Origin of the sequence: Streptomyces sp. NBC_01474 (assembly GCF_035918215.1) — a bacterium.
GTDB classification, from domain to species: domain Bacteria; phylum Actinomycetota; class Actinomycetes; order Streptomycetales; family Streptomycetaceae; genus Streptomyces; species Streptomyces aureus.
The window spans coordinates 8,547,601-8,572,439 of sequence record NZ_CP109449.1; the positions used below are offsets into that span (position 1 = coordinate 8,547,601).

A 24,839-nucleotide genomic window follows, 5' to 3' on the forward strand; every position below is an offset into this window, starting at 1 on the left:
GCGTCAGGTGCTGCGCGACGCGGCCATCCCGAGGGTGAGCAGACCGAGGACGACCCAGCCGAACCACAGCCAGCCGTTGCTCCCGAGTGCCACCGTGTAGGCCGTCACCGCGACGAGGGCGCCGACGGTGAGCACCCCCATCGTCTTCATCGCTCCGGGCATGGCCCGCCTCCTCCCGGCAACCCGGACGGCGTAGCGCCCGGACCACTGCTGAACACCATGGTCACCCCTCAGGGGCGCCGGGCGCTACTGCCCGCGGGTGTTCAGTGAGGCGAGGTACGCGTTGTACGCGGCCAGCTCCTGGTCGCCGTCACGGTCAGCGGCCCGGTCCTTGCGGCGTGCCTGCCGGTCCTCGGACTTCTTCCACTGGAACAGCAGCGCGAGCAGCACGAGCACCGAGGGCACCTCGCTGAACGCCCAGGCGATACCGCCCGCCGCCGTCTGGTCCGCCAGCGCGTCGATCCCGAGCGAGGCCGGCGGGTGCTCGTACGTGCCGATCATCGGCCCGGACGCCATCATCAGCGCGATGCCGAAGAACGCGTGAAAGGGCATGCCCGCGAAGAGCTCCAGCATCCGCATCACGTAGCCGGGGCGGTGCGGGCCCGGGTCCACGCCCATGATCGGCCAGAAGAAGACCAGGCCGACGGCGAGGAAGTGCACCATCATGCCGAGGTGTCCGATCTTCGAACCCATCAGGGTGTCGAAGATCGGCGTGAAGTAGAGCGCGTACAGGCTCGCGATGAACAGCGGGATCGTGAACGCGGGATGCGTGATGATCCGCATGTACCGGCTGTGCAGGAACATCAGGAGCAGCTCGCGCGGCCCCTTGGCACCGCGCCGCGCCACCGGCATCGCCCGCAGCGCGAGCGTGATCGGCGCGCCCATCAGGAGCAGGATCGGCGACAGCATGCTGATCACCATGTGCTGCACCATGTGCACGGAGAACATGACCATGCCGTAGTCGTTCAGCTTGGTGCACATCACCAGCATCACGGTCAGCACACCGACGACGAACGACAGCGTGCGGCCCACCTGCCAGCTGTCACCGCGCCGCGCGAGCCGCACGACACCCCAGCCGTACAGCCCGAGCGCCACCAGGCACCCGATCAGGAAGAAGGGGTCCGCCGACCATTCGAGGCCTCGCCCCAGCGTGAACGGCGGCAGATCCATGTTCATGCCGTGCCCGCTGTGATCCATCCGCCGGCTCCTGATTGGTACTGGTTGTGGGCTGTCTGTCCGCACCAGAGTAGAACTGCCCCCGGTCGCGGCAGCGACCGGGGGCAGACTCTTCGGGCACGGACTACAGAACGCACTCCGCCTCGGCGTACCGCTCCTGCGGAACCGTCTTCAGCGTCTCCACGGCCTCGGCGAGCGACACCATCACGATGTCCGTGCCGCGCAGCGCCGTCATCATGCCGAACTCGCCGCGGTGCACGGCCTCGACGGCGTGCCAGCCGAAGCGCGTGGCGAGCACCCGGTCGTACGCGGTGGGGGTGCCGCCGCGCTGGACGTGACCGAGGATCACCGGGCGGGCCTCCTTGCCGAGGCGCTGCTCCAGCTCACCGGAGAGCCGCGTGGCGATGCCCGCGAAGCGCTCGTGGCCGTACATGTCCTTGGCGCCCTCGTCGAACTCCATGGAACCGGGGGCGGGCTTGGCGCCCTCGGCGGCGACGACGATGGCGAACTTCTTGCCCGCGGAGAACCGCTCGCCGACCTTCGCGGCCAGCTCCTCGATGTCGAAGGGGCGCTCCGGCACGACGATGGCGTGGGCGCCCGCGGCCATGCCCGAGTGCAGCGCGATCCAGCCGGTGTGACGGCCCATGACCTCGACGATCAGGACGCGCTGGTGGGACTCCGCGGTCGTCTTGAGACGGTCGAGTGCCTCGGTCGCGACGCCGACGGCCGTGTCGAAGCCGAAGGTGACGTCCGTGACGGCGATGTCGTTGTCGATCGTCTTCGGTACGCCGACGATCGGGAGGCCGCTGTCGGACAGGAGGCGGGCCGCCTTCAGCGTGCCCTCTCCGCCGATCGGGATGATCGCGTCAAGACCCAGATCCGCGACATGGCCCCTGGCCCGCTCCACGCCGTCGCGCAGATGCGCGGGCTGGACCCGCGACGAGCCGAGGATCGTGCCGCCGCGGGCGAGGATGCCGCCCACCGCGTCCAGGTCGAGCTTGCGGTAGTCGCACTCCAGCAGGCCCTTCCAGCCGTCGTGGAAGCCGATGACCTCGTCGCCGTGGTCGACGACGGCACGGTGCACGACCGAACGAATCACGGCGTTCAGGCCGGGGCAGTCTCCGCCGGAGGTGAGGACACCAATACGCATAGCCCGAAAACCTTTGCAACGTGGGCCGATGACCGGACCACGTCGTCCGGGCTGGATCCCCGCCACCCTACCGGCGGGAGGGGGCGGGGCCGCACCAGGCGTCCGCCTGCTGGACTGACCCGCTCACTTGTGCGGGAGCGTGATCAGGCGGGCTGCTGTGCCGCCGTGATCCGCTCGTTGCGCAGCGCCTCGTACCAGCGGTCGTCGACCGGCGGGAGCGCGTTGACATCGAGGGCCAGCTTCAGGAGCAGGTCCGCGATCAGCGGGTTGCGGGCGAGGACGGGGCCGTGCATGTACGTGCCGAACACGGTGTCGTTGAACGCGCCCTCCGTGCCGTCACCCGTGCCGTTGCCCCTGCCGATCTGCACGCGGGCGAAGGGGCGCGCCGACGGGCCGAGGTGCGTGATGCCCTGGTGGTTCTCGAAGCCCGTCAGCGGGGGGAGCCCCAACTGCGGGTCGATGTCGCCCAGTACGTCGCCGACGCACCGCTCGCCCTCACCACGGGTGGACACCACGTCGAGCAGGCCGAGGCCCTGCTCGCGCTCGCCCAGGTCGTTGATGAACTCGTGGCCGAGGATCTGGTAACCGGCGCAGACCGAGAAGACGATCGCGCCGTTGGCCACGGCCCGCTGGAGACCGCCGTCGCGGCGCAGCCGCTCCGCGGCGAGACGCTGCGGCCGGTCCTCACCGCCGCCGATCAGATAGATGTCGCCGGAGGTGGGTACCGGCTGGTCGCTGCGCACGTCGATCCGGTGCACGTCGAGGCGGCGCTGGCGGGCGCGGCGCTCCACGACGAGGGCGTTGCCCTGGTCGCCGTACGTGCTCAGGAGGTCGGGGTAGACCCAGACCAGACGAAGGCCGTTGTCGCTCATGCTCATGAATCCTCTGCGGGGTCTCAGTTGCCGACGCGGCGGCGGACGTCCTGGAACGCGGTGTAGTTGGCGATCAGCTCGATCCGCCCGGGCGGGGCGGACTGCACCGCCTCGTCGACGCTCTCGCAGACCCGGAAGTCCAGACCGGCGACCTCGAGCCGCACGGCGAGGTCGAGCCTGCGGTCGCCGATCACGAAGATCGGGTGACCGGCCAGACGGGTGTAGTCGACGTCCCACAGCCAGGAGGTGTCGGTGCCGTCGGCGCCGCGCGCGTTGACCGAAAGGATCACCGGGGTGGGCGGCGGGTCGATCAGGGAAAACGTTTCGAGCCAGCCCGCCGGGTTCTTCGCGAGCAGCAGACGCAGGTCACGGCCGAGGAACTGCACGACGTCGTAGCGCCCCGCGACCGCCTGCACCTGGTACATGCGCTCGAGGGCCACCTGGGGCGGCACGCCGAAGCACGCGGCGACGGCGGCCGACGAGGTCGCGTTCGCCTTGTTGGCGCGGCCGGGGAGCTGGAGGTGGATCGGCCAGGCCGAGCCGTGCGGGTCGAGGACGTAGTCGCCCTGGAGTGCCCAGCTGGGCGTCGGACGGCGGAAGCCGCACTCGCCGCAGTACCAGTCGTCGCCGGGGCGCTGCATCACGCCGCCGCACGACGGGCAGGACCACGCGTCGTCCTTCCACTCCTGGCCGGCGGCGACCCACACCACGTTCGGCGAGGAGGACGCGGCCCAGACGACCAGCGGGTCGTCCGCGTTCGCGATCACGATCGCCTTCGAACCGGCCAGGCCCTCGCGCCACTTCTCGGCGAGCATGCGGGTCTCGGCGGCACGGTCGAGCTGGTCGCGCGAGAGGTTGAGCAGCGCGATCGCCTTGGGAGCGGTGTCGCGGGCGACGCCCGCGAGGTACTTCTCGTCGACCTCGATCACGCCGAACTTCGCGTCCGAGCCGCCGGCGAGCGCCGACGTGATGCCCGCGGGCATGTTCGCGCCGAGCGCGTTCGACACCACGGGGCCGGCGGCGCGCAGGGCCTCCGCGATCAGCCGCGTGGTGGTGGTCTTGCCGTTCGTCGCCGAGACGAGCACCACGTCCAGATGCTGCGCAAGCCGCCCGAGCAGCTCGGGGTCGAGCCTGAGCGCGACCTTGCCGCCGATCACCGATCCGCTGCCGCGGCCCGCCGCGCGGGACACCGCCGCGGCCGCCTTGCCCGCCGTGACGGCCAGCTTGGCCCGCGGAGTCAGCGGCTCCGAGTTGCCTGACATCGTTCTGGATCCTCCTTGCGTACGGCGCCGCGCCTGCCCCCGGCATCGCTTGGTGGAGTCAGCCTATCGAGATCCACCTTTGCGCCCGAACCGCGGCACCACCCCGGATCCGGGGCTCGCCCTGACCGTACCCTTACGGCCATGCGACACGGCTCGATCCCGGGCGCCTCCGGGCGCGTACGACCCCTGACCCTGCTCGGTGATCCCGTGCTGCACACGCCCTGCGAGGAGGTGACAGATTTCGGGCCCTCGCTCGGCCGTCTTGTGGAGGACCTGTTCGCGACGATGTACGCCGCCCAGGGCGTGGGCCTCGCGGCGAACCAGATCGGTGAGTCCGCGCGGGTGTTCGTGTACGACTGCCCCGACGACGAGGACGTCCGCCACCTCGGGCACATCGTTAACCCGCGCCTCGTCGAGGCGGACGGCGTGGTCGTGCGCGGCCCGGAGGGCTGTCTCTCGCTGCCGGGCCTGGAGGCGGGCACGCCCCGCTTCGACCATGTCCTCGTCGAGGGCGTGGACCTGCGGGGAGAGCCCCTGGTCGTGCACGGCACGGGCTGGTTCGCCCGCTGCCTCCAGCACGAGTGCGACCACTTGGAGGGGCGGGTCTACACGGACCACGTCACGGGGTGGCGTCGCCGCAGGGTGCTGCGCCAGGCGGCGCGCGCCTCCTGGGCGACCGGCACGGCGGCGTCCTAGAGCCTCCCGGCTAGAACCCCGGCCCGCCCGTCTTGTCGCCCGCCGCCGCGAGCCTGCCCCACAGCAGGTCGGCGAGGCTGCGCACCAACTCGCTCCGCGAGCAGGGCCTTTCGCCGAGCCACCAGTCGCCCGCGGCGTGCATCATGCCGACGATTCCGTGGCCCCAGACCCGCGCGAGCTGCTGGCTTCCGGGGCCGAGGTCGACGCGCTCCTCGATGACCTCGGCGAGCTCCTCGCCCATGCGGCGCAGCAGGGGAGCGGAGTGCTTGCCCACATAGAAGCCCTGCTCGCCCGGCGCCGCGCTCTCGGACACGCTCTCCGAGGGGTGCATGAGGAAGCGGTACACCTGGGGGCGTGCCTCGATCGCCGCGAGATAGGTGTCGAGCGTCGCCTCGACCCGCTCCCGGCGCTCTGCCGGGGCGTCGAGCGCGGCCCGCAGCGAGGCGAGGAGCGCGTCGGTGTGGCGCTTGGCGAGCGCGGCGTAGAGGCCGCCCTTGTCGCCGAAGTGCCGGTAGAGGATCGGCTTGGTGATGCCCGCCTCGGCCGCGATGGCGTTCATGGACGCACCGGGCCCGTCGCGGAGCACCACGCGGTCCGCGGCCTCCAGCAGCTCACGCCGCCGGCGCTCGGCAGACGTCTGCTGTTCCGTCCGCTGTGTGGTCTCCATGAGGTTTCTCCCCGCCCGTGCGATGGCCTGACGCACGGGAAACGTAACACTCGACGCCCTGGGGGCATCGAACGGGCTGCCGGGAGTTGACAGGGGCTACTGGCGAGTAACAGACTGCCGTTACCGCAAGTAACGTGTGAAGTGTACGCAGTGCTGGAGGGGTCATGGCCGAGTTCACGATGGATCTGAACGACGAGCAGAAGGAAGTCAGGGACTGGCTCCACGGGTTCGCCGCCGATGTGATCCGTCCCGCGGCCGCCGAGTGGGACGAGCGCGAAGAGACGCCGTGGCCGGTCATCCAGGAAGCCGCCAAGATCGGAATCTACTCCCTGGACTTCTACGCGCAGCAGTTCTTCGACCCGACGGGTCTCGGCATCCCGATGGCCATGGAGGAGCTGTTCTGGGGTGACGCGGGCATAGCCCTGTCGATCGTCGGGACCGGGCTCGCCGCGGTCGGCGTCCTCGCCAACGGCACCGAGGAGCAGATCGGCACCTGGATCCCCCAGATGTACGGCGACGCCAACGATGTCAAGGTCGCCGCCTTCTGCTCGTCCGAGCCGGACGCCGGATCCGACGTCGCCTCCATGCGCACCCGCGCCGTCTACGACGCGGCCAAGGACGAGTGGGTGCTCAACGGCACCAAGACCTGGGCGACCAACGGCGGCATCGCCAACGTCCACGTCGTCGTCGCCGTCGTCGACCCCGAGCTCGGCTCCAAGGGTCACGCCTCCTTCATCGTCCCGCCGAACACGCCGGGTCTGTCCCAGGGTCAGAAGTTCAAGAAGCACGGCATCCGCGCCTCGCACACCGCCGAGGTCGTCCTCGAGGACGTACGCGTCCCCGGCTCCTGCCTGCTCGGCGGCAAGGACAAGCTCGACGAGCGCATGGCACGCGCCCGTGAGCGCGCCAAGGCCGGTGGCGGCGAGCGCGTGAAGAACGCCGCCATGGCCACGTTCGAGGCGTCCCGCCCGGCCGTCGGCGCGATGGCGGTGGGCACGGCCCGCGCCGCCTACGAGGAGGCTCTGGAGTACGCGAGGACGCGTACGCAGTTCGGCCGCCCGATCATCGACAACCAGGGCGTCGCCTTCCAACTCGCCGACATGCGCACGCAGATCGACGCGGCGCGGCTCCTGGTGTGGCGTGCCTCCTGGATGGCGACCACGGGCAAGAAGTTCGAGTCGGCCGAGGGCTCCATGTCGAAGCTCTTCGCGAGCGAGACCGCCAAGAAGGTCACCGGCCAGGCCATCCAGATCCTCGGCGGCAACGGCTTCACCCGCGAGTACCCCGTCGAGCGCATGCACCGCGACGCCGCGATCTACACGATCTTCGAGGGCACCAGCGAGATCCAGCGCCTGGTGATCGCCCGCACCCTCTCGGGTCTGCCGATCCGCTAGCCGAATCGGCCGGTGCCCTTCGCGCGGCGGAGGGCACCGGCTTCAGCGGTCGTGCCGCGTGGTCAGAGCTGTGCGGCGACCTTGCGGGCGATACGGACGATGTCGCCCGAGGGCCGTGCGGAGTACGCCGGGTGGTCTCGGACCCAGCCGTCCTCAAGGGCGTACCAGTCGACCGGCCGCGGTGTCGTGCCGTCGGCGAGGGCGGCCGCGAGTCCGTCGAAATAGGTCCGCCAGCGCAGTGTGTAGAGGCCGCCGATGAGCCCGGCCCACTCGCGGTTCGCGTAGTCGTGCAGACCCCCGTCGTCGGCGCCCGAACGCGGACCCCACACCGTCACCAGGGACACCGCGTCGTACTCGAGACGGTCTCGCTCCTCCTCGTCGGCGCCCCACGCGCGCGCGTCGGCGATCCAGCGCCCGAGCAGGTGCCGCGGCTGCGTCGCGACGGTCTCCTCCAGCAGCCCGAGCCACGTGAACCACTCGCCCGTCAGCTCCTCGAACGCCGCGCGGTCCTTGGCGTCGTACGCGGCCTTGATCCGCGGCAGCAGGATGCGACTGCGGTGCGAGATCGTCTGCCGGGTGACGTCCATCAGGTCGTAGGCGTACGCGGAGCTGCGGCGCAAGCCCGGTGCGACCGCGAGCAGTTCCGGCAGGGCGCGCGCGAACTCGCCGGGGTCGTAGCGCAGCGCGCCCGGCGACCAGGACGCCCCGCTGGAGACGTCCAGATCGGGCCGGGCGCCGAACAGGCCGTCGTGGCCCTCGCTCCAGCTGTCCGCGCGCGTGGTGCCGTACGCGGTGCGGCGCAGGACGTCCCAGGCGGTCACCGCGTGCGCGTCGTGCCCGCCGTAGCGCTGCACCGGCCACTGCTCGAACCAGCTCTTCAGCTCGACCGGGCCGTCCGTCCACGGCAGATCGCTGAAGAGGGCGAACGCGGCCGGGTTGTTGTCGGCGCCTTCGGGCATGAGCGCGATGCCGTCCAGGGCGCTGTTCTCCTTGGTGCGCCAACTCTCGTACAGCGAAGCCCAGTCGGGGGTGTTGGCGCCCATCGTCGTATGTCCGCCGAAGTTCCAGATCGAGCCGAACGCGTAGGGCGTGCCCGCCCAGTCCTTGTCGCGGTCGGTCACCGAGGGGAAGCGGTCGGAGAGGCCGTCGACGATGAACATCTTCGAGCGGTCGACGGCGTCGAGGATGTCGCGGCGAGGGTTGGTCTGCCAGCCGAGGACGTTCCAGATCGCGCCGGGATGGGCGGTGCGCAGCGCCTTCTCGACCGCCTTGGCGGCCTCGCCGACCGGCACGTCACCCGGCTTGCCGCCCTCGTGCAGCAGGTCGAGCTTGTACATGGCGGTGTCGCCGAGCAATTCGCTCTGCACGCGGTAGAACATCTCCGCGATCCTGGCGAAGTGCGGGTCGCGCGGGTCGAGCCAGTCGGGGCGCGTGAAGCCGACCCAATCGCCCTGGGGGACTGTGTGCGCGCCCGGGTTCCGGTCGGCGAAGCCGGGCGGGACGGTGCCGAAATAGCCGGGGAGCACCGGGGTCATGCCGAGTTCGCGGATCCGGCGGACGACTCTGCGGGCGAGCACCGCACGCCGGTCGAGGAGCCGCCGCGACACGGGGCCGCCGAACCCGGACATGTTCTGGAGCAGCCACCACGGCTGGTGGGCCGGGCCCGCGATCCACGCGCGCATCTCGGCGTCGCCGTAACCGAATTGCTGGAACGTGCGGTGGTAGACGGTGTCGGCGCCGAGGTACACGAGGACCTCGTTGAAGCCGTGCAAGGCGAGGACGTCGAGCTCGCGCTCCCAGTAGTCCCAGCCGTGATACGGGCCTGTGTAGCCGTCGTTGGTGTCGTTGAAGGCGAACCGGTGGGCGACGTTCGCGCCGCGCGTCAGGGGTGCGGCGAGGCCGGGCAGCCGCGCCGGCAGGGACTCGGTCTGCTCGCCGTTCCACGAGAAGTGAGCGTGGGCGTGGTGGCGGAGGTACTGGTGGAAGCCCGTCAACTGCACGGCGGGCGTGGTGCCTTCGACGAGGATGCGGCCTCTGGACCCCGACACCCTGAACGCGTCGCCCGTGCCACCGGCAGGGCGGGGGACGGTGCGGAAGGTGACCTGGTCGTGGTGGTGCGGCAGCAGCCGGGCCAGGGCGTCGGCGGCCGGGGTGCGGGAGGCCGCCGCGCTCTCGGCGGCGGCACCGGTCGCGGACGCGGCGAGTGCGGCGGCGGAGCCGAGGGCGGTGAGCACGGTACGGCGACCGAGGTTCATGGAGCACTCCAAGCGCGTGAGTGGACTGGACCACTTGCGCCGGGGATCTTACGGAGGGCGGGGAGGGTTCGGTAGGGAGCGGGGGCAAGCGCTTGCGGAGCCCGGTGGGCGGGCAGGGCCGGCCGCCGGGGTGGACACAGGCACGTGTCCACCCCGGCCGGACGTCACTCGTCCCCGACGGCGGCCGACAGCGCCGCGGCCGGGTCATGGGCCGCCGGGCCCGCCGGGAGCCACCGGCCGCGGTTCTCGCGGAACGGCCACCAGCGGCCGTCGCGGCCGAGGCGGATCTGTGTGCCCGTGTCGGCGGCCGTCCACCGATTACGGCTCGCCGACAACGGCGGGCGCTCCCCGGCGTCCCAGGCCGCTTCGACAGCCGTACGCGCGCGTGCCGCGGTCTCCGCGTCCGGCGTCCACTCGTCCTCCAGGACGGACAGGCCGGCGGTGCCTCCGTGTTCCCACGCCGGCACGGCCGCCGCGAGACCCTCGCCGTCCCGCCCCGACCCCTCCGCGAGCCGGGCCCCGATCCACGCCTCGGGGGCGCCCGCGGCCAGCCGCACGGCATCTTGATGGATCGTCAATTCGTCATTTGGCGCCCGGAGTTCGTGGCCCGCAGTCAGTGCATCCGTCAGCATTCGGTGCGCCTCGGCGGCCGCCCGCGCCGCGAGGAACTCCAGCGCCGCCACATCCGTTCCGGTGGGCGGCTCCGTATCCGTGTCCAGGGACGGTACGGGCCCCGCCTCGGACGGCACCGGGGGAGCGGCGGGCAGCGGCGGCAGTATGCTCCCCGCCGCGAACGTCTCCGTCGCGTCGACGCCGTCCGCGTCCACCGGCTCCTCGTCGGCCTCCTCGTCGGCGGACCCGGCCGAGGCGGACGCGACGCTGCGTACCTGGAGTTCGTCGAGCAGCACCCGCTCGCCACGCCCGCGCATCAGCAGCAGTACGAACGGATCCTGGTCGAGGAGACGGGCCAGCTGATAGCAGAGCGCCGCCGTGTGGGCACAGTGGTCCCAGGCGTCACACCCGCAGCGCGGCTCCAAGTCGCCGATACCGGGCAGCAGTTCCACACCGGCCGCCGCCGCGTCTTCGACCAGGTGCGACGGCATCTCACGGTCGAGCAGCGCCGCGATGTGCCCCGCCCGCTCGACCGCCATCCCGAGGAAGCGGTCCCACTCCTCCTCGCTCAGCTGTTGCAGCAGCACGTCGGCGCGGTGCACGGCGCCGCCCCGGTCCCCGACTACCGCGGTGACCCGCCCGGGCCGCACCGAGACCGCCCCCACGGACCCCGCGCGCGCGAGCCGGCGCCCCGCCTTCAGCTGCTGGAGGTCGAGAGCCGTGTCCTCCAGTGCCTTGAGCCAGGTCTGCCCCCACCACGACTGCGCGAATCCGCGCCCCTGGACGGGTGCCAGCGCCGCGAAGACACGTTCCTCATCCGATGCGTCGGCTCCCTTGCTGTTGCCTTCGGTGTCGAACAGGTCGTCGTCGTAGTCGTGACGGTCCGTCATCGCGCGCCCCCTCGCAGCTCGACCAGATCGGCCAGTTCGGAATCGGTCAGTTCGGTCAGGGCCGTCTCGCCGGAGCCGAGCACCGCGTCGGCCAACTCCCGCTTGCGGACCAGCATGTCGGCGATCCGGTCCTCGATCGTCCCCTCCGCGATCAGGCGGTGGACCTGCACCGGCCTGTTCTGCCCGATCCGGTACGCGCGGTCCGTCGCCTGCGCCTCGACGGCGGGGTTCCACCAGCGGTCGTAGTGCACGACATGTTCGGCGCGGGTGAGGTTGAGGCCCGTACCCGCTGCCTTCAGGGACAGCAGGAAGACCGGCACCTCGCCCTCCTGGAAGCGCCCCACCATCGCCTCGCGCGCGGCGATGGGAGTGCCACCGTGGAGGAACTGCGAGGCCACGCCGCGAGCTGCCAGATGCTGCTCGATCAGGCGCCCCATCTGCACGTACTGCGTGAAGACCAGGACGCTCGCGTCCTCGGAGAGGATGGTGTCGAGCAGTTCGTCGAGCAGTTCCAGCTTGCCGGAGCGGCCGGGGATGCGCGGCTCGTCCTCCTTGAGGAACTGGGCCGGGTGGTTGCAGATCTGCTTGAGCCCCGTGAGGAGTTTGACGATCAGTCCGCGGCGGGCGATGCCGTCCGCTCCGGAGATCTCGGCGAGCGTCTCGCGCACCACGGCCTCGTAGAGCCCCGTCTGCTCGGTGGTGAGCGACACGGCGCGGTCGGTCTCGGTCTTCGGCGGGAGCTCGGGCGCGATGCCGGGGTCCGACTTGCGGCGTCTGAGGAGGAAGGGACGCACCAGTTGGGACAGGCGCTGGGCGGCGGCGGGGTCCTTGCCCTCCTCCACCGCGCGCGCGTAACGCGTGCGGAACGTGCCGACCTTTCCGAGCAGCCCCGGGGTCGTCCAGTCGAGGATCGCCCACAGCTCGGACAGGTTGTTCTCCACAGGGGTGCCGGTGAGCGCCACGCGCGCGCGTGCGCCGATGGTCCGCAGCTCCTTCGCGGTCGCCGAGTGCGGGTTCTTGACGTGTTGTGCCTCGTCGGTGACGACCATGCCCCAGTCGACGCCCGCGAGCTGCGCGGCGTCGAGCCGCATCGTGCCGTACGTGGTGAGCACGAACTCCCCGGCGGCGAGGTCCTCCAGGCTGCGGCGCCCGCCGTGGAAGCGGCGTACGGGGGTGCCGGGCGCGAACTTCTCGATCTCGCGCTGCCAGTTGCCCATGAGGGACGTGGGACAGACGACGAGGGTCGGGGCGGCGGTCTCCGGGGTGGTCTGCCGGTGCAGGTGGAGGGCGATCAGCGTGATCGTCTTGCCCAGGCCCATGTCGTCGGCGAGGCAGGCGCCGAGGCCGAGGAATGTCATCCGGGCCAGCCAGTTCAGGCCGCGCAGCTGGTAGTCGCGCAGGTCGGCGGTCAGCGCGGCGGGCTGTCCGACGGGCACCATGCCCTCCGGGTCGGCGAGCCGCTCCCGCAGCTCCGCAAGCCAGCCCGTCGGGTGGACGTCGACGCGGCGGCCGTCGATGTCCGTGGAGCCGGTCAGGACCGCGCCGAGCGCGTCGATCGGCGTGACCTTGCGGTCCTGGTGCTCGCGGGCGCGCCGGGCCTCCTCGGGGTCGATGAGGACCCACTGGTCGCGCAGCCTGACCACGGGCCGGTTGGCCTCGGCGAGCCGGTCGAGCTCCTCCCGGCTCAGTTCCTGGTCGCCCAGCGCGAAGCGCCAGTTGAACGCGAGGAGCGCGTCCGCCGCGAGGAACGACGGGGTGTCCCTCCGGAGGCGGTCCGGGTCTTCCTCTCCGGGTGGCCCCTCGTCCGGAGGGCCGATGACCGCGCGTGCGCTCAGCCGCCGCGCCAACTGCCGGGGCCAGTGCACGTCGACGCCCGCCGCCGCAAGGGCCCGCGCACCGGCGCCCAGCAGGTCGGTGATCTCCTCGTCCGCGAGATCGAGCGTGTCCGGGACGGCCGCCGAGAGCAGGGGTGTGAGGGGCGCCCAGGCACGGGCTGCGCGCCGCAGCGCGAGCAGAGCGTCCATGCGGGCCCGCGGCCCGAACGCCTTGGCCGAAGCGCCCGACGCCGCCCAGACCTCGGCGGCGTCGGCGACCAGCGCGGGGTCGCTGACGCTGTGCATCTGGAGCACGGCGCGGAAGGCGACGTGCTCCTCGTCCTCGGTTCCCGGTGCGGCGCGATCGAGGCCCTGTACCTCGACACGCAGCGAGATCCGCACGCCCGCGTCGTGTCCCGCGGCGACATCGGCGGCCCACGCGCGATGTTCGGGCACCCGCTGCGGCTCGGGCGCGGCGAAGGGCCGCGCGCCCGCCGCGAGGCTCGCCGCGGGGGAGCGGGGCAGGGTGTCGGCGACGGCGTCGAGGAAGGCGCGCAGCAGCGCCTCGGGCGCGGGGAGGCGCAGCGGACCCGGACCGTCCAGAGGTGTCGCGTGAGCCTCGGGCGGCATCGCGGCGGCCAGTTCCCCGACCCGCTCCAGGTCCTCGGCCCGAAGCGGGCCCGCGCGCCAGGCGTCGTGATCGGTCGGCGTGAGCCCGGGCAGCAGCAGGCCGCGCGCCGCGAACTGGAGGGCGAGCACGGTGGCGGCGCCCCAGAAGACGGCGGTCGGGTGCGCCTGCGCGGTGGCACGCGCGCGCGTGAGGACCGGCAGCGCGGCGCGTACGGGCAGCAGGACGGCGGGTACGGACTCGCGCTCGGCACCGGTGTCTCCGGGCACGGCGAGGCTCAGCTCCTCGGGCGTGCCGGCCTCGGTGTGCGGAGGCCGTTCGCCATCGGGGCGCCAGAAGGCGACTCTTCCTTCGCGTGCCGGGTCACCGGGCACGAAGACAACGCAGCAGCGGACCAGTTCGGAGATCTCGGGGAGTGTTGCCACGGGACGCCTGTGGGCAGCGATGACGTATTCCTCAAATTTGACTACCGGGCCGAATCGCCGAGGGTACCCCATGACTCCGCTCGATGTGCCGCATCACAAGGTGACGCCAGTCACTCCCTCCCGAAAGGGGTGTAGGTAGCCCCCCTTCGGGGGCGGTGCTACCCCCGCGCTCGGTCGGGTGGTGGCCTCATGGTGCCCAAGGCCTCCGATTCCTAGGTTTGTTGAGGTCGGGCCGTCCAGTGAGCAGGGCGTCCGGACAGTACGCCTTTCCCCTCTTCCCTCGCCACGCCCACCGCCATGCCCAGATACCGGAGACCTCGCCATGACCCTGGCCGTCGAACCCGTAGTGGACCATTCCTCAGGAGCGGCCGGGACGCAGCCGCAAGGAAGCGAGTTCACGCCGTTGCTGCGCACCGTCAAGAGCCAGGATCTCCTGGAGCGGCGCACCGGCTGGTACGTGCGCAACATCGCGCTGAACGCCCTGTCCCTCGCCGCCGTCGGCACGGGCATGGCCCTCATCGGCGGTTCCTGGTGGGTCCTCGCGCTCGCGCCGGTCCTCGCGGTGCTGTGCGCGCGCACCGCCTTCGTGGGGCACGACGCCGGCCACGCGCAGATCACCGGGAACCGCGCCGTGAGCCGGGTCATCGGGCTCATCCACGGCAATCTCCTGCTCGGCATGAGCTACAGCTGGTGGAACGACAAGCACAACCGGCACCACGCCAACCCCAACCACATCCACAAGGACCCCGACGTCGCCGCCGACGTCCTCGTCTTCACGAGCAAGCAGGCCGCGACCCGTTCCGGATTCCGCCGCTGGCTCACCCGCAACCAGGCTTGGCTGTTCTTCCCGCTGACCCTCCTGGAGGGCCTCGCCCTGAAGCTGTACGGCTTCCAGGACCTGCGCCGCCAGCCCCCGCGCGAGCGTGCCGTGGAGGGACTGCTCCTCGTCGCCCACGTCATCGGCTACGTGACCCTGCTCCTGACCACCATGCCGCTCGGCCACGCCCTCGCCTTCGCCGCGATCCACCAGGCACTGTTCGGCCTGCACCTCGGTATGGCCTTCGCACCGAACCACAAGGGCATGGAGATGCCGGACCCGGACGGCGAACGCTGGGGCCACCTGCGCCGGCAGGTCCTCACCTCCCGCAACATCAAGGGCGGCGCACTGACCGACTGGTTCCTCGGCGGCCTCAACTACCAGATCGAGCACCACCTCTTCCCGAGCATGCCCCGCCCCCACCTGCGCCTGGCCCAGCCCCTCGTCAAGGCCCACTGCCGCGACCTGGGCATTCCCTTCACCGAGACCGGGCTCGTCGACTCCTACCGGCAGGCCCTGCGCCACATGTACGAGGTCGGGGAGCCGCTGCGCATGGAGTGAGGCACTGTCCGGGGCGGGTCCGGTCGCCCTGCACAGCCCTGAGCCCCGGGTTCCTCGCCCGGGGCTCAGGGCTGTGCGTCCTGCCTGGGGCTGCGCGGGGCTCAGAGGTGCGTGTTCTCCGGGGCTGCGCGGGGCTCAGGGGTGCGTCAGGCTGGAGGCTCAGGGGTGTCTCAGGGTCGTGAACAGGAACCGCCCGGGCCGCGAGTCCGTTTCAGAGAGTAGAGGCGGGGGCCCGCCTCTCATGGCGGGGCGGTTTGCAGCCCCCGAAGGAGGCGACGGACATGTCGAGGAACGCGAAGATCGCCGCAGGAGGTGTGGCGGCCGGACTCATCCTGTTGATCTGGCTGCCCTGGTGGGCGTCACTCCTGATCATTCTCGGGGTGCCCACGGCGGCCTACCTGGCGCTGGACCCCTCCCAGCGGCGCAGGCTCCGCCGCGCCTCGCGCAGGGAGCTGGGCCGCTGACGGACGGCGCTACGGGCGGGTGGCAGCTGCCACTGCCGTCGCCGAGCAGCTGTTGACGACGTCGCCGCTCGCCGGCCTGGCGATCGCGTGGTCGGCGGGCGGCCGCGCGCCGTCCTCCACCCACGCGGTGAGCACGTCGAACGCGGACCGGTAGCAGGGCAGCACGGGCCGCAGCCGGTCGGGATAGGTGTCGTAGAGGCCATCGGTGTGCGTGCCGTCCTGCACGGTGTACGAGCGGTGCAGGCGGCCGCGCCCCCGGTCGTCGACCATCCGTCCGTAGACATCGGCGTCGGACGCGATCGGCAGCAGGGTGTCCAGGTCGCCCTGGAGCGTGATCAGCGGCTTGCCGATCCGCCCGCTCAGCGCGACCCGTGCGACGGCCCGGTGGACCGAGGCGGGGCGTGCCGCGTAGTCGTACGAGGCGTCGGACGCGCACGGTGCGAGCAGCTCGTCCGTCGTCGAACCCGCTGATGGGCCGGGGCACTTGGAGTCGTACGAGGGGTCGAACTCGGCGCGGTAGATCTTCTGCGTGATCCCCCAGTAGGCCTTCTGGTGGTAGGCCCAAAGGAATTCCGACCCGCGCGCGAAGCCCACACGGTACAGATCGTCGGCGTCGGCCTTCCCCAGCCCGTAGGAGACGGCGGTCGGCAGTGAGGTGAGCAGGTTCGGGCCGTCCGCGGTCCAGAGGGTGCCCTCCCAGTCCACGCCTCCGTCGTACAGCTCGGGATGGTTCTCCAGCTGCCAGCGCGTCAGATAACCGGCGTTGGAGATGCCGGTCATGTAGGTCCGCCGCGGAGCCCGCCCGTAGCGCTGGGCGACGGCCTTCTTCGCCGCTCTGGTGAGTTGGGTGGTCCGGTTGTTCCACTCGACGATCGCGTCGCCGGGACGCTTTCCGTCGCGGTAGAAGTCGGGTCCGGTGTTGCCCTTGTCGGTCGCCGCGTAGGCGTATCCCTGGGCCAGGACACGGTCGGAGATCGCCGCGTCCGTCGAGTACTGCTTACGGTTGCCGGGTGAGCCGGTCACCACGAGGCCGCCGTTCCAGTGGTCGGGCAGCCTGATCACGAACTGGGCATCGTGCCGCCAGCCGTGCGTCGCGTTCGACGTGGAGTCGTCCGGGAAGTACCCGTCGATCTGCGAACCGGGGACGCCTGACGGGTTGCGGGTCCCCTTCGCGGTGAGGCCCGCCTGGTCGGCGGTGTCGGTGTACGGGGTTCCGGTCAGAGCCGCTGTCGTCAAGTCGTCCAGGCAGGCGCTCTGTTGAAGGGCGGCACCCGGGACGTGCACCCTCTCCTGGCGCGCGCAGTGCGCCCCGCCTCCGCCGCTCTCCACGGCGGCCCCCGCGGGCACCGGCCCCGAGGCGGCCAACGCCAGCAGGGCCGTGGCAAAGAGGGGGACTGTTCCGGACACGCGCATGGTGAGCCTCCGCGACGACGAGGGACCGGCAAGGGTGACGAGCGGGGCCATCGTGCGGGCGGGACCAGTCGCCGGGCCATGGGCCGGCGCCACATGGGGGAGGGGAGCGGTATGTGGGGTGGGGAGTATGGGGCGGCCGGCGCGCAGCGGGCTGCGTGGCCCGCTGCGGGAGGGGTCAGGAGGGTCGCACGGCCATCTTGTCGAGCGCTTCCAGGAGGCCGGGCAGCTCGGGGCCCCGCCCCACGGGCAGCACCTCACCGGGCTCGTCGTCCAGGAGCACGAACGCGATGTCGTCCGTCCGGGCCACCATCGACCAGCCGGGACCGTCGGCCCGAAGCGTCCGGGCATCGCCGGACGCGAACGCCGACCGGACACGGCCCAGGGGTGGCGGGCTGTCCACGTAGGCGCGCACCTCGGCGAGGACCCGCCGGATGCCGGCGTGCGGGGCGCGGGTGCTCTGCGCCTCGGTGTCGCTTCCGGAGGCGGTGGCCGTGGCGGCATCGCCGGAATCGGTGGTGGTGGGGGCGGGCGTGCTGTCGGCGTTCGTGCCGTCTGCCCCCTCCGCAGCAGAGGCGCCGCCCACGTCGTCCGCGTCGTCCGTCAGAAACGCACTGTCGTCGATCTGCTCCCGCCAGGACGCCCACTGGAGGGCGATCTCGTCGGCGCCGAGGCGGCGTTGGGCCGGTCCCCACGTCTCCGTGTTCGGCGGAGTGAGGGGCGGACCGTCCATGATCTCGGGGTCGTGTTCCGGGTCGTGCGGGTCGGGGACGCCCGGCGCGGACACGGACAGGGCGAGCGGCCATCCCGGCAGGGCCGAGACCACCGCCCCCTCGTCGGGCGACAACTCGTACTCCATGCCGCAGTCCCAGGACGCGATGGCGACGGCGACCAGGGACACATCGTCGATGACGACGGTCCAGCGCGCCCCCGCCCCGTCCTGCCCGAGTACGAGTCCGTACCCGTCGGCGAGGGGTGCGAGCCCGAGGGTGGCGCATGCCTCCGGGTAGTCGTCCCCGAGCACACTGGGGAACTTCGCAGGGGTCAGCAACACCGCCGTCAGTACGTACAGCGCGTCGTCCCCGGCGGCGACCGCGTCGTCCGTCCCGGCCATGCCAGCCTCCCCTTAGCTTCGTCTGTCGGCGCACCCTAACCAGTCGCGGTGGAGATCGTCGAGGGCGTTGAGCTGGAAATTCTTCCCGGGGACCCGGTGTGGCGCCCGGTGGGTGGACCATGCCAAGATCCCGTGCGCACTTCGTGTGCCTCTTGTGGAGGTCCGACGGGAGGCGCCGGTCAGGTGGCGGCAGGCAGGCCGAGCAGCGCCCGTGCCACCGCCTCGGGCGATTCGTCGCGTTCCCGTGCGAGCGCGACGACTGCGCGGCACGCGAGTTCGTTGATGCCGAACGTCAGGGCCTCAGGAGACACCCAGGTCGCGGCCTCGGCGAGCCTGTCCTCGTCGTCCTCGACGGATGCCGACACATAGGTGGCCGCCGCCTCGAAGAGGTTGGGCGGCCGCTTGCGCGGCGGTGTCGCGATGCTCGCGCCGGCCGGCGTCCGTGTGGCCAAGGCCTTGCGGAGTCTGTCGAACATGTACGCCACCTTCCCCCAGTGTGGTGTGCGACGGTGCGTCACATCCCCAACGTAGAGTGGGAGTTCGAGCGTCAGAAGAGTTTTGTCTCCGCGCGTGCCCGCAAGTCCGTCAGGGTGGAGCGCAGCCAAACCAGTTCGGCCCGGCTGGTCGCGCGGGCGATGGTGAGGATGCCGCGGCGGAACGGGTCGTCCAGCTCCTCTGCGCGCAGGGGTCGTTCGCCTTCGTAGAAGAAGCTGGCCGGCTCCTCCAGGAACGCCAGCCTGCGCGCGAGTACGGTCGCCTGCGCCGCCGGGTCGTCGAGGTGCCGCAGGAACGCGAGGACCGTGAACCAGCGGTTCTCGTCGGTGATGTCGGCCCGGCCGGGCTCCGCCAGCCTGCCGCGGAGCTCCTCCCGGCCCGCTGCCGTGAGGGTGAGGACGTGGCGCTGTGCCGCGACCGATCCCGGCTGCGTCTCGCGGGTGAGCAGGCCCGCCTTCTCCAGGCGCTTGATCGCCGGATAGAGCGTGCTCTCGGCGACGGGCCGCACGTGGCCGGTCAGTGCCGTGATCCGTTTGCGCAGCTCGTATCCGTGCAGGGGCGCGTCGTGGAGGAAGCCGAGGATGGCGAGTTCCAGCATGCCCCCATTGTGCCGCACTCCCTCCGAGTCCGGTGTACATCGATCTAGCAATACATCGGCTCCGATGTATGCTTTACGGAGTGCCTCGTAAGCGCGGGGCTGTGCCGTTGCTGGGGAGAGGGAGTGGGAGCGCATGATGAAGCAGGCCCGGTTCGACTCGCAGGGGAGCTGTATCCGATGGGTCGCGGCCGACGGGGACGGGGCTCCGCTGGTGTACGTCCATGGGCTGGGTTCGGCCTCGACCGTCTACCACGCGCACATCGCCGGCAGGCCTGAACTCGCGGGCAGGCATTCGCTGTTCGTCGATCTGCCGGGGCACGGCATCAGTGACCGGCCCGCCGACTTCGGGTACTCGCTGGACGACCACGCCGATGCTCTGGCGGCCGCTCTCGACGCGGCCGGCGTGTCCGGGGCCGAGCTCGTCGCGCACAGCATGGGTGGCGCCGTGGCGATCGTTCTCGCCCACCGGCGCCGCGACCTCGTCTCGCGGCTCGTGCTCACCGAGGCGAACCTGGACCCGTACCCTCCCCGCGTGGAGGGCAGCAGCGGAATCGCCTCCTACGGAGAGGACGAGTACGTCAACGGCGTCGGCCACGCGCGCGTGCTCGCCAAGGTCGGTCCCCTGTGGGCGGCCACCATGCGTCTCGCGGACCCCCTCGCCCTGCACCGCACCGCCGTCGGACTCGCCCACGGCACCCGTCCCACCATGCGGCGGATGCTCATGGACCTCGACATCGACCGGCTGTATCTGCAGGGCGCGCGCAGCGGCGAACTCGCGGACCGCGCGGGCCTCGAGGCCGCGGGCGTACGCGTGCGCACCGTGCCCGACGCCGGGCACAACGTCATGTTCGACAACGCGGAGGCCTTCGCCACGGCGGTCGCGGACCACGCTCCAGCGTCGCCCGGCACGCGTTAGCCCCGGCGCTCCGCCAGCGCCAGGAAACGGGCGTCCTCATCCACGTATGAGGTCATCCGCCAGCCCGAACCGGCCAGCAGCGGGCGGAGGTTCGGTTCGGCGCGCAGGTCGTCCGGGGTGAGCTCGCGGCCCTGTCGCGCGGCCAGTGCCACCCGCCCGATGGGGTGGAACAGCGCGAGGAGTCCACCCGGGCGCACCACCCTCGCCAACTCCCGCAGATTCTCCTGGGGTTGTGGCAGGTGCGCGACCAGGCCGGAACCGAAGACGGCGTCGAGCGACTCGGACCGTACGGGCAGGCGCGTCACGTCGGCGAGCATCAGCGAGCCGGCGCGATCCCGTCCCGCCCGCGCGGCGGCCTCCAGCATCGCGGGCGTCAGGTCGACCCCGAGGACGGCCCCCGAGGGTCCCACGGCGTCCCTGAGGGCCGGCAGGGCGCGTCCCGTGCCGCACCCCGCGTCGAGCACCCGGTCGCCCGCGCGGAGCCCCAGCTCGGCGACGGCCGCCTCGAAGCGCGGACCGTCGTCGGGGAACCGTGTGTCCCAGCGGGCCGCGCGGGCCGAGAAGAACTCCTGTACGTGCGTGTGGTCGTCGCTCATGACCCCATGATCCCTCGCGTGCCGGCGCGCGTGGGCGGGTGCGAGGGATCGAAAACTCCGCAAGCGACCGATGAGAACCGATGCGAACCGAAACCGCCGCATGCGCGGACGGTGCACATGTTCGAGCCTGACGCGATCGTTCACGCGCGTCTCTCTGTCATATTCCAGCAGCTTTCGAAATGCGCCCCTGTTCTGCGCCCCCGAGAGGTCTAGCGTCCCGGAGCCATGGGACACCTGGACCACGCCACCTTCGGCTGGCTTACCCCCGTGCTGTCATACGTGATGGCCTCCATCGGCGCCGCGCTCGGTCTGCGCTGCACCGTCCGCGCCCTCGGCGCCACCGGCCGTTCGCGGCGCAACTGGCTGATCACCGCGGCGTCCGCGATCGGCACGGGCATCTGGACGATGCACTTCGTGGCGATGCTCGGCTTCGGCGTCACCGGTACGGAGATCCGCTACGACGTGCCGCTCACCGTCCTCAGCCTGGTCGTCGCCGTGGCCGTCGTGGGCGTCGGCGTCTTCGCCGTCGGCTACAGCCGCGACCGCAACCGCGCCCTCGCCCTCGGCGGGCTCACCACGGGACTCGGCGTCGCGAGCATGCACTACCTGGGCATGGCGGCGCTGCGCCTGCACGGCCAGGTGCGCTACGACCCGCTGCTCGTGGGGCTCTCCGTCTCCATCGCCGTCGTCGCCGCGACGGCCGCCCTCTGGGCCGGACTCAACATCAAGTCGCCCGCCGCTGTCGCGGTCGCCTCCCTCGTCATGGGCGGCGCGGTGAGCAGCATGCACTACACCGGAATGATGGCGGTGAGCGTGAAGGTCGCGTCCTCCGCAGCGGCCCTGCCCGGGGCCACGGCGATGCAGTTCATCTTCCCCCTCGCCGTCGGCCTCGGGTCCTACCTCTTCCTGACGTCCGCGTTCGTCGCGCTGTCACCCACCACGGGGGAGCGCGAGGCCTCCGCGTCGGCCCAGCGGCCCGTCGAGAGCGTCGCCCGCTGACGCCGGACCGGCGCCACGACCCTTCCCACCACGAGCGCACCACGAGCGAGGAGGCCATGCGTACACCCCGTAGGACCCCCATCAACGGCGCGCCGCCCAAGTCCGCGCCCCCGGCGCGCGGACGGCGCGCGCACGCCGGACCGCCCGCGCAAGAGGACCACGCGACGGACGACCCGCCCGCTCCGACCGTGCCTCCCACGCGCGCGGGCGGCCGAGGGCTGCGGCCTCGCACCGTCCGCGCCAAGATCGTGTGCCTCTTGATGGTGCCCGTCGTCTCGCTGCTCGCCCTGTGGGCGTACGCGACGGTCACCACCGCCCAGGACGTCGCCCGTATGCGGCAGTTGCAGCGGGTCGACTCCACGGTCCGCGGCCCCGTCGCCGACGCGGTCGCCGCGCTCCAGGCCGAACGCACCGCCGCCGTCGCCTATGCCGCCAAGCCGGCGGGCGACCGAGGTGACGCCCTCAGGAAGCGCACCTCGGCGACCGACAAGGCCGTGGCGAAGCTCCGCCTAGGCGACGGCAACACCGTCGCGGACGGAGCCGATCTGCCTGCCCGGGTCGGTGAGCGCCTCTCGGTGTTCGTCACCGGCGCCGAGAAGCTGCGCTCCGTGCGCAGCGCGGTGCTCGGCCGACGCACCGGCTGGGAGGGCGTGTACGGGCAGTACACGAAGACGATCGACTCGGCGTTCGCGGTGACCGGCGCGGTGACCGGGATCCAGGACGACCGGCTCGGCTCCGACGCGCGCGTGCTGCTCGAGTTCTCACGGTCCGGCGAGATGCTCGCCCGCGAGGACTCCCTGCTGGCCGCCGCACGGCTCGCGGGCTCTCTGGACGGCGCACGGCTGCGGCTGTTCACCGGAGCGGTCGACACCCGGCGGACCCTCGTCGAATCGGCGGTCGCCGACCTCCCGGCACCGCAACGGACCGCCTGGCGCAACCTCGTGGAGGGGAGCGCGTACGGCGACGTACGCGCCGTCGAGGACAAGGCGCTCGCCGCCAGGCCCGGCAGTGCCGCGCTCGCCGCGGCACCCGCACTCACCTGGGACAGCGCGCACACGACCGTGCAGAACTGGTTCCGCTCGATCGAGACGGACGCGGCGCGCACGGCCGGGGTCCGGGCGGATCCGTTCACCCGCGGACTGCTCACGCCCGCGGGCGCCGCGGTCCTCTTCGGCCTGCTGGCCGTCGCCGCCTCCCTCGTGATCTCCGTACGCATCGGCCGGGGCCTGGTCATCGAACTGATCAGCCTGCGCAACAGCGCCCTGGAGATCGCTCGGCGCAAACTTCCGCACGCCATGCGGAAACTGCGCGCCGGCGAGGAGATCGACGTCCGTGCCGAGGCGCCGGAAGGCCCTCCCGCCGAGGACGAGACCGGACAGGTCGCCGAGGCGCTCGGCACGGTGCACAGGGCAGCCCTGCGCGCCGCCGCCGAACGTGCGGAACTCGCCAGCGGGATCTCCGGGGTCTTCGTCAACCTCGCCCGCCGTAGCCAGGTCCTCGTGCACCGTCAGCTCGGCCTCCTCGACACCATGGAGCGTAGGGCCGAGGACCCGAACGAACTCAGCGACCTCTTCCGCCTCGACCACCTCACGACCCGCATGAGGCGCCACGCGGAAAGCCTGATCATCCTCTCCGGAGCCGCCCCGGGCCGCGCCTGGCGCACCCCCGTCTCGCTGACCAACGTGGTCCGCGCGGCCGTCTCGGAAGTGGAGGACTACGCGCGTGTGGAGGTACGGCAACTGCCCGCCGCCTCAGTAGAGGGCGCGGCGGTCGCCGACCTCACCCACCTTCTGGCCGAACTCGTCGAGAACGCCGCCCAGTTCTCCCCACCGCACACCAAGGTGCGGGTCAGCGGCGAACCCGTCGGAAACGGCTACGCCCTGGAGATCGAGGACCGGGGCCTCGGCATGGGCAAGGAGACCCTCGCCGAGGCCAACAACCGCATCGCCCACTCCGAAGCGCTCGACCTGTTCGACAGCGACCGGCTCGGGCTCTTCGTGGTCAGCCGGCTCGCCCACCGCCACGGCATCAAGGTGCACCTGCGTACCTCGCCCTACGGCGGCACCACCACGGTCGTCCTGCTGCCCACACCCCTGCTGCACACCGGAACCCCGGAACGGGCGGACACCACCCAGGAACACGCGACGGAGCACCACTACGCGCGCGTGCCCGACCCGGAAGCACCCCATATGAACGGTAACTCCGTGCCTGCCCAGGGGCCGCGCCCCGCCATCGCCGCCGCCGTACACGCCGTGCCGGACGCCGACACGGCTCACGCCGCCCCACCGCCCCCGGGAGTCACCGCCCTGCGCCTGCACAGGCAGCCCGCGAACAACGCCGACGACGCATCACCGGACGGACTGCCCAAGCGGGTGCGGCAGGCGAGCCTCGCGCCCCAGCTGCGCGAGCGACCCCAGGAGCAGAACGGCGCCGCACCGCACCAGGAACCCGACGCACGGACACCCGAACAGGCACGGCAGCGCATGGCGGCCTTCCGTGACGGCTGGGTCCGGGGCGGCGGCCGCCCACCAGGAGCCGGCTCAGGACCCGTGTCCGGCAGCGAAAGCACCGAAGGAGATCCCACATGATCCAGGAGCCCACCACGGGCGCCGCGCCCCGGTCCGGAGAACTCGACTGGCTCCTCGACGACCTGGTGCAGCGCGTGGCCGAGCTGAGGCACGCGGTCGTCCTGTCCAACGACGGGCTCGCCGTCGGCGCGTCGAGCGGTCTCGGCCGCGAGGACGCCGAACACCTGGCCGCCGTCGCCTCCGGCTTCCACAGCCTCGCCAAGGGGGCCGGCCGGCACTTCGGAGCGGGCGGCGTCCGCCAGACCATGGTCGAGATGGACGACGGCTTCCTCTTCGTCGCGGCCGCGGGCGACGGTTCCTGCCTCGCCGTCCTCAGCACGGCCGACGCCGACATCGGCCTCGTCGCCTATGAGATGGCCCGCATGGTCAAGCGGGTCGGCGAACACCTCTACACCCCACCGCGGTTCGCCGCGCACCCGCCCGCCGCCGGATGACCGGAC

22 protein-coding genes are annotated in these 24,839 nt (G+C 71.8%); 8 read left to right on the top strand and 14 right to left on the bottom strand.

Annotated elements, in window-relative coordinates; all coding sequences use genetic code 11:
* Positions 1–3 precede the first annotated feature (3 nt).
* The 5 genes from OG758_RS39085 to OG758_RS39105 all read right to left on the bottom strand — a co-directional run bounded on the left by OG758_RS39085 (position 4) and on the right by OG758_RS39105 (position 4,460).
* Entirely contained in the window at positions 4–162 is a 159-nt protein-coding gene (locus OG758_RS39085) for a hypothetical protein (protein ID WP_326714189.1), read from the bottom strand.
* An 84-nt stretch (positions 163–246) separates the two neighbouring features.
* The gene (locus OG758_RS39090; RefSeq protein WP_326714190.1) at positions 247–1,197 is read right to left on the bottom strand and encodes a cytochrome c oxidase assembly protein; all 951 of its coding nucleotides are present in this window, start codon (positions 1,195–1,197) and stop codon (positions 247–249) included.
* Positions 1,198–1,300: 103 nt separating this feature from the next.
* The gene (locus OG758_RS39095) at positions 1,301–2,326 is read right to left on the bottom strand and encodes a 6-phosphofructokinase (protein ID WP_326714191.1); all 1,026 of its coding nucleotides are present in this window, start codon (positions 2,324–2,326) and stop codon (positions 1,301–1,303) included.
* A gap of 143 nt (positions 2,327–2,469) precedes the next feature.
* Positions 2,470–3,198 (bottom strand): type 1 glutamine amidotransferase, encoded by a 729-nt coding sequence (locus OG758_RS39100; protein ID WP_266566966.1) that lies wholly within the window; start codon positions 3,196–3,198, stop codon positions 2,470–2,472.
* Between the two features lie 23 nt (positions 3,199–3,221).
* A complete protein-coding gene (locus OG758_RS39105; RefSeq protein WP_100597528.1) occupies positions 3,222–4,460 on the bottom strand; it encodes a Mur ligase family protein in 1,239 nt (412 codons plus the stop codon).
* A gap of 141 nt (positions 4,461–4,601) precedes the next feature.
* On the opposite strand from OG758_RS39105, the gene def reads away from it, so the two are divergent.
* Positions 4,602–5,156, top strand: coding sequence for a peptide deformylase (def, locus tag OG758_RS39110; RefSeq protein WP_326714192.1), 555 nt, complete (start codon positions 4,602–4,604; stop codon positions 5,154–5,156).
* Positions 5,157–5,166: 10 nt separating this feature from the next.
* Here the strand turns inward: def and OG758_RS39115 are convergent, their stop codons facing one another.
* Positions 5,167–5,823 (bottom strand): TetR family transcriptional regulator, encoded by a 657-nt coding sequence (locus OG758_RS39115; protein WP_326714193.1) that lies wholly within the window; start codon positions 5,821–5,823, stop codon positions 5,167–5,169.
* 164 nt (positions 5,824–5,987) lie between these two features.
* Here OG758_RS39115 and OG758_RS39120 point away from each other — a divergent pair, with 164 nt between their 5' ends.
* Positions 5,988–7,217 (top strand): acyl-CoA dehydrogenase family protein, encoded by a 1,230-nt coding sequence (locus OG758_RS39120; protein WP_266667975.1) that lies wholly within the window; start codon positions 5,988–5,990, stop codon positions 7,215–7,217.
* 62 nt (positions 7,218–7,279) lie between these two features.
* On the opposite strand, the gene OG758_RS39125 is transcribed toward OG758_RS39120, so the two are convergent.
* From OG758_RS39125 to OG758_RS39135, 3 genes are all read right to left on the bottom strand, one after another.
* Complete coding sequence (locus OG758_RS39125) at positions 7,280–9,472, bottom strand: alpha-N-acetylglucosaminidase (protein ID WP_326714194.1); 2,193 nt, start codon at positions 9,470–9,472, stop codon at positions 7,280–7,282.
* A gap of 164 nt (positions 9,473–9,636) precedes the next feature.
* Entirely contained in the window at positions 9,637–10,974 is a 1,338-nt protein-coding gene (locus OG758_RS39130; protein ID WP_326714195.1) for an SWIM zinc finger family protein, read from the bottom strand.
* The gene (locus OG758_RS39135; RefSeq protein ID WP_326714196.1) at positions 10,971–13,913 is read right to left on the bottom strand and encodes a DEAD/DEAH box helicase; all 2,943 of its coding nucleotides are present in this window, start codon (positions 13,911–13,913) and stop codon (positions 10,971–10,973) included. Before OG758_RS39135 ends, OG758_RS39130 begins: the two co-directional genes overlap by 4 nt.
* A gap of 250 nt (positions 13,914–14,163) precedes the next feature.
* On the opposite strand from OG758_RS39135, the gene OG758_RS39140 reads away from it, so the two are divergent.
* Both OG758_RS39140 and OG758_RS39145 read left to right on the top strand, forming a co-directional pair.
* On the top strand, positions 14,164–15,219 hold the full coding sequence (locus tag OG758_RS39140; protein ID WP_326714197.1) for a fatty acid desaturase family protein: 1,056 nt from the start codon (positions 14,164–14,166) through the stop codon (positions 15,217–15,219).
* Positions 15,220–15,500: 281 nt separating this feature from the next.
* Positions 15,501–15,683, top strand: a complete 183-nt coding sequence (locus OG758_RS39145) for a hypothetical protein (protein WP_326714198.1) — start codon at positions 15,501–15,503, stop codon at positions 15,681–15,683.
* Between the two features lie 9 nt (positions 15,684–15,692).
* On the opposite strand, the gene OG758_RS39150 is transcribed toward OG758_RS39145, so the two are convergent.
* The 4 genes from OG758_RS39150 to OG758_RS39165 form a co-directional block, all read right to left on the bottom strand.
* Positions 15,693–17,096, bottom strand: a complete 1,404-nt coding sequence (locus OG758_RS39150) for a tannase/feruloyl esterase family alpha/beta hydrolase (RefSeq protein WP_326714199.1) — start codon at positions 17,094–17,096, stop codon at positions 15,693–15,695.
* 175 nt (positions 17,097–17,271) lie between these two features.
* Complete coding sequence (locus OG758_RS39155; RefSeq protein WP_326714200.1) at positions 17,272–18,207, bottom strand: hypothetical protein; 936 nt, start codon at positions 18,205–18,207, stop codon at positions 17,272–17,274.
* A gap of 179 nt (positions 18,208–18,386) precedes the next feature.
* Complete coding sequence (locus OG758_RS39160; protein ID WP_326714201.1) at positions 18,387–18,683, bottom strand: hypothetical protein; 297 nt, start codon at positions 18,681–18,683, stop codon at positions 18,387–18,389.
* 71 nt (positions 18,684–18,754) lie between these two features.
* Positions 18,755–19,300, bottom strand: coding sequence for a PadR family transcriptional regulator (locus OG758_RS39165; RefSeq protein ID WP_326714202.1), 546 nt, complete (start codon positions 19,298–19,300; stop codon positions 18,755–18,757).
* Between the two features lie 136 nt (positions 19,301–19,436).
* Here OG758_RS39165 and OG758_RS39170 point away from each other — a divergent pair, with 136 nt between their 5' ends.
* Positions 19,437–20,216, top strand: a complete 780-nt coding sequence (locus OG758_RS39170) for an alpha/beta fold hydrolase (protein WP_326716180.1) — start codon at positions 19,437–19,439, stop codon at positions 20,214–20,216.
* On the opposite strand, the gene OG758_RS39175 is transcribed toward OG758_RS39170, so the two are convergent.
* Positions 20,213–20,812: a class I SAM-dependent methyltransferase gene (locus OG758_RS39175; protein ID WP_326714203.1), complete on the bottom strand. Its 600-nt coding sequence runs from the start codon at positions 20,810–20,812 to the stop codon at positions 20,213–20,215. The two genes, OG758_RS39170 and OG758_RS39175, sit on opposite strands and share 4 nt — an antisense overlap.
* 225 nt (positions 20,813–21,037) lie before the next feature.
* Between OG758_RS39175 and OG758_RS39180 the strand changes: the two genes are divergently transcribed.
* Genes OG758_RS39180 through OG758_RS39190 form a run of 3 tightly spaced genes read left to right on the top strand, consistent with a single transcriptional unit; the run spans position 21,038 to position 24,833 of the window.
* On the top strand, positions 21,038–21,811 hold the full coding sequence (locus tag OG758_RS39180) for an MHYT domain-containing protein (protein WP_266566994.1): 774 nt from the start codon (positions 21,038–21,040) through the stop codon (positions 21,809–21,811).
* A 56-nt stretch (positions 21,812–21,867) separates the two neighbouring features.
* Positions 21,868–24,399: a sensor histidine kinase gene (locus OG758_RS39185; protein ID WP_326714204.1), complete on the top strand. Its 2,532-nt coding sequence runs from the start codon at positions 21,868–21,870 to the stop codon at positions 24,397–24,399.
* Entirely contained in the window at positions 24,396–24,833 is a 438-nt protein-coding gene (locus tag OG758_RS39190) for a roadblock/LC7 domain-containing protein (RefSeq protein ID WP_326714205.1), read from the top strand. Before OG758_RS39185 ends, OG758_RS39190 begins: the two co-directional genes overlap by 4 nt.
* Positions 24,834–24,839 lie beyond the last annotated feature (6 nt).

Coding starts and splice junctions, on each gene's coding strand:
- OG758_RS39085 (WP_326714189.1), bottom strand. CDS start 162: ATGCCCGGAGCGATGAAGACGATGGGGGTGCTCACCGTCGGCGCCCTC.
- OG758_RS39090 (WP_326714190.1), bottom strand. CDS start 1,197: ATGGATCACAGCGGGCACGGCATGAACATGGATCTGCCGCCGTTCACG.
- OG758_RS39095 (WP_326714191.1), bottom strand. CDS start 2,326: ATGCGTATTGGTGTCCTCACCTCCGGCGGAGACTGCCCCGGCCTGAAC.
- OG758_RS39100 (WP_266566966.1), bottom strand. CDS start 3,198: ATGAGCGACAACGGCCTTCGTCTGGTCTGGGTCTACCCCGACCTCCTG.
- OG758_RS39105 (WP_100597528.1), bottom strand. CDS start 4,460: ATGTCAGGCAACTCGGAGCCGCTGACTCCGCGGGCCAAGCTGGCCGTC.
- def (WP_326714192.1), top strand. CDS start 4,602: ATGCGACACGGCTCGATCCCGGGCGCCTCCGGGCGCGTACGACCCCTG.
- OG758_RS39115 (WP_326714193.1), bottom strand. CDS start 5,823: ATGGAGACCACACAGCGGACGGAACAGCAGACGTCTGCCGAGCGCCGG.
- OG758_RS39120 (WP_266667975.1), top strand. CDS start 5,988: ATGGCCGAGTTCACGATGGATCTGAACGACGAGCAGAAGGAAGTCAGG.
- OG758_RS39125 (WP_326714194.1), bottom strand. CDS start 9,472: ATGAACCTCGGTCGCCGTACCGTGCTCACCGCCCTCGGCTCCGCCGCC.
- OG758_RS39130 (WP_326714195.1), bottom strand. CDS start 10,974: ATGACGGACCGTCACGACTACGACGACGACCTGTTCGACACCGAAGGC.
- OG758_RS39135 (WP_326714196.1), bottom strand. CDS start 13,913: ATGGGGTACCCTCGGCGATTCGGCCCGGTAGTCAAATTTGAGGAATAC.
- OG758_RS39140 (WP_326714197.1), top strand. CDS start 14,164: ATGACCCTGGCCGTCGAACCCGTAGTGGACCATTCCTCAGGAGCGGCC.
- OG758_RS39145 (WP_326714198.1), top strand. CDS start 15,501: ATGTCGAGGAACGCGAAGATCGCCGCAGGAGGTGTGGCGGCCGGACTC.
- OG758_RS39150 (WP_326714199.1), bottom strand. CDS start 17,096: ATGCGCGTGTCCGGAACAGTCCCCCTCTTTGCCACGGCCCTGCTGGCG.
- OG758_RS39155 (WP_326714200.1), bottom strand. CDS start 18,207: ATGGCCGGGACGGACGACGCGGTCGCCGCCGGGGACGACGCGCTGTAC.
- OG758_RS39160 (WP_326714201.1), bottom strand. CDS start 18,683: ATGTTCGACAGACTCCGCAAGGCCTTGGCCACACGGACGCCGGCCGGC.
- OG758_RS39165 (WP_326714202.1), bottom strand. CDS start 19,300: ATGCTGGAACTCGCCATCCTCGGCTTCCTCCACGACGCGCCCCTGCAC.
- OG758_RS39170 (WP_326716180.1), top strand. CDS start 19,437: ATGAAGCAGGCCCGGTTCGACTCGCAGGGGAGCTGTATCCGATGGGTC.
- OG758_RS39175 (WP_326714203.1), bottom strand. CDS start 20,812: ATGAGCGACGACCACACGCACGTACAGGAGTTCTTCTCGGCCCGCGCG.
- OG758_RS39180 (WP_266566994.1), top strand. CDS start 21,038: ATGGGACACCTGGACCACGCCACCTTCGGCTGGCTTACCCCCGTGCTG.
- OG758_RS39185 (WP_326714204.1), top strand. CDS start 21,868: ATGCGTACACCCCGTAGGACCCCCATCAACGGCGCGCCGCCCAAGTCC.
- OG758_RS39190 (WP_326714205.1), top strand. CDS start 24,396: ATGATCCAGGAGCCCACCACGGGCGCCGCGCCCCGGTCCGGAGAACTC.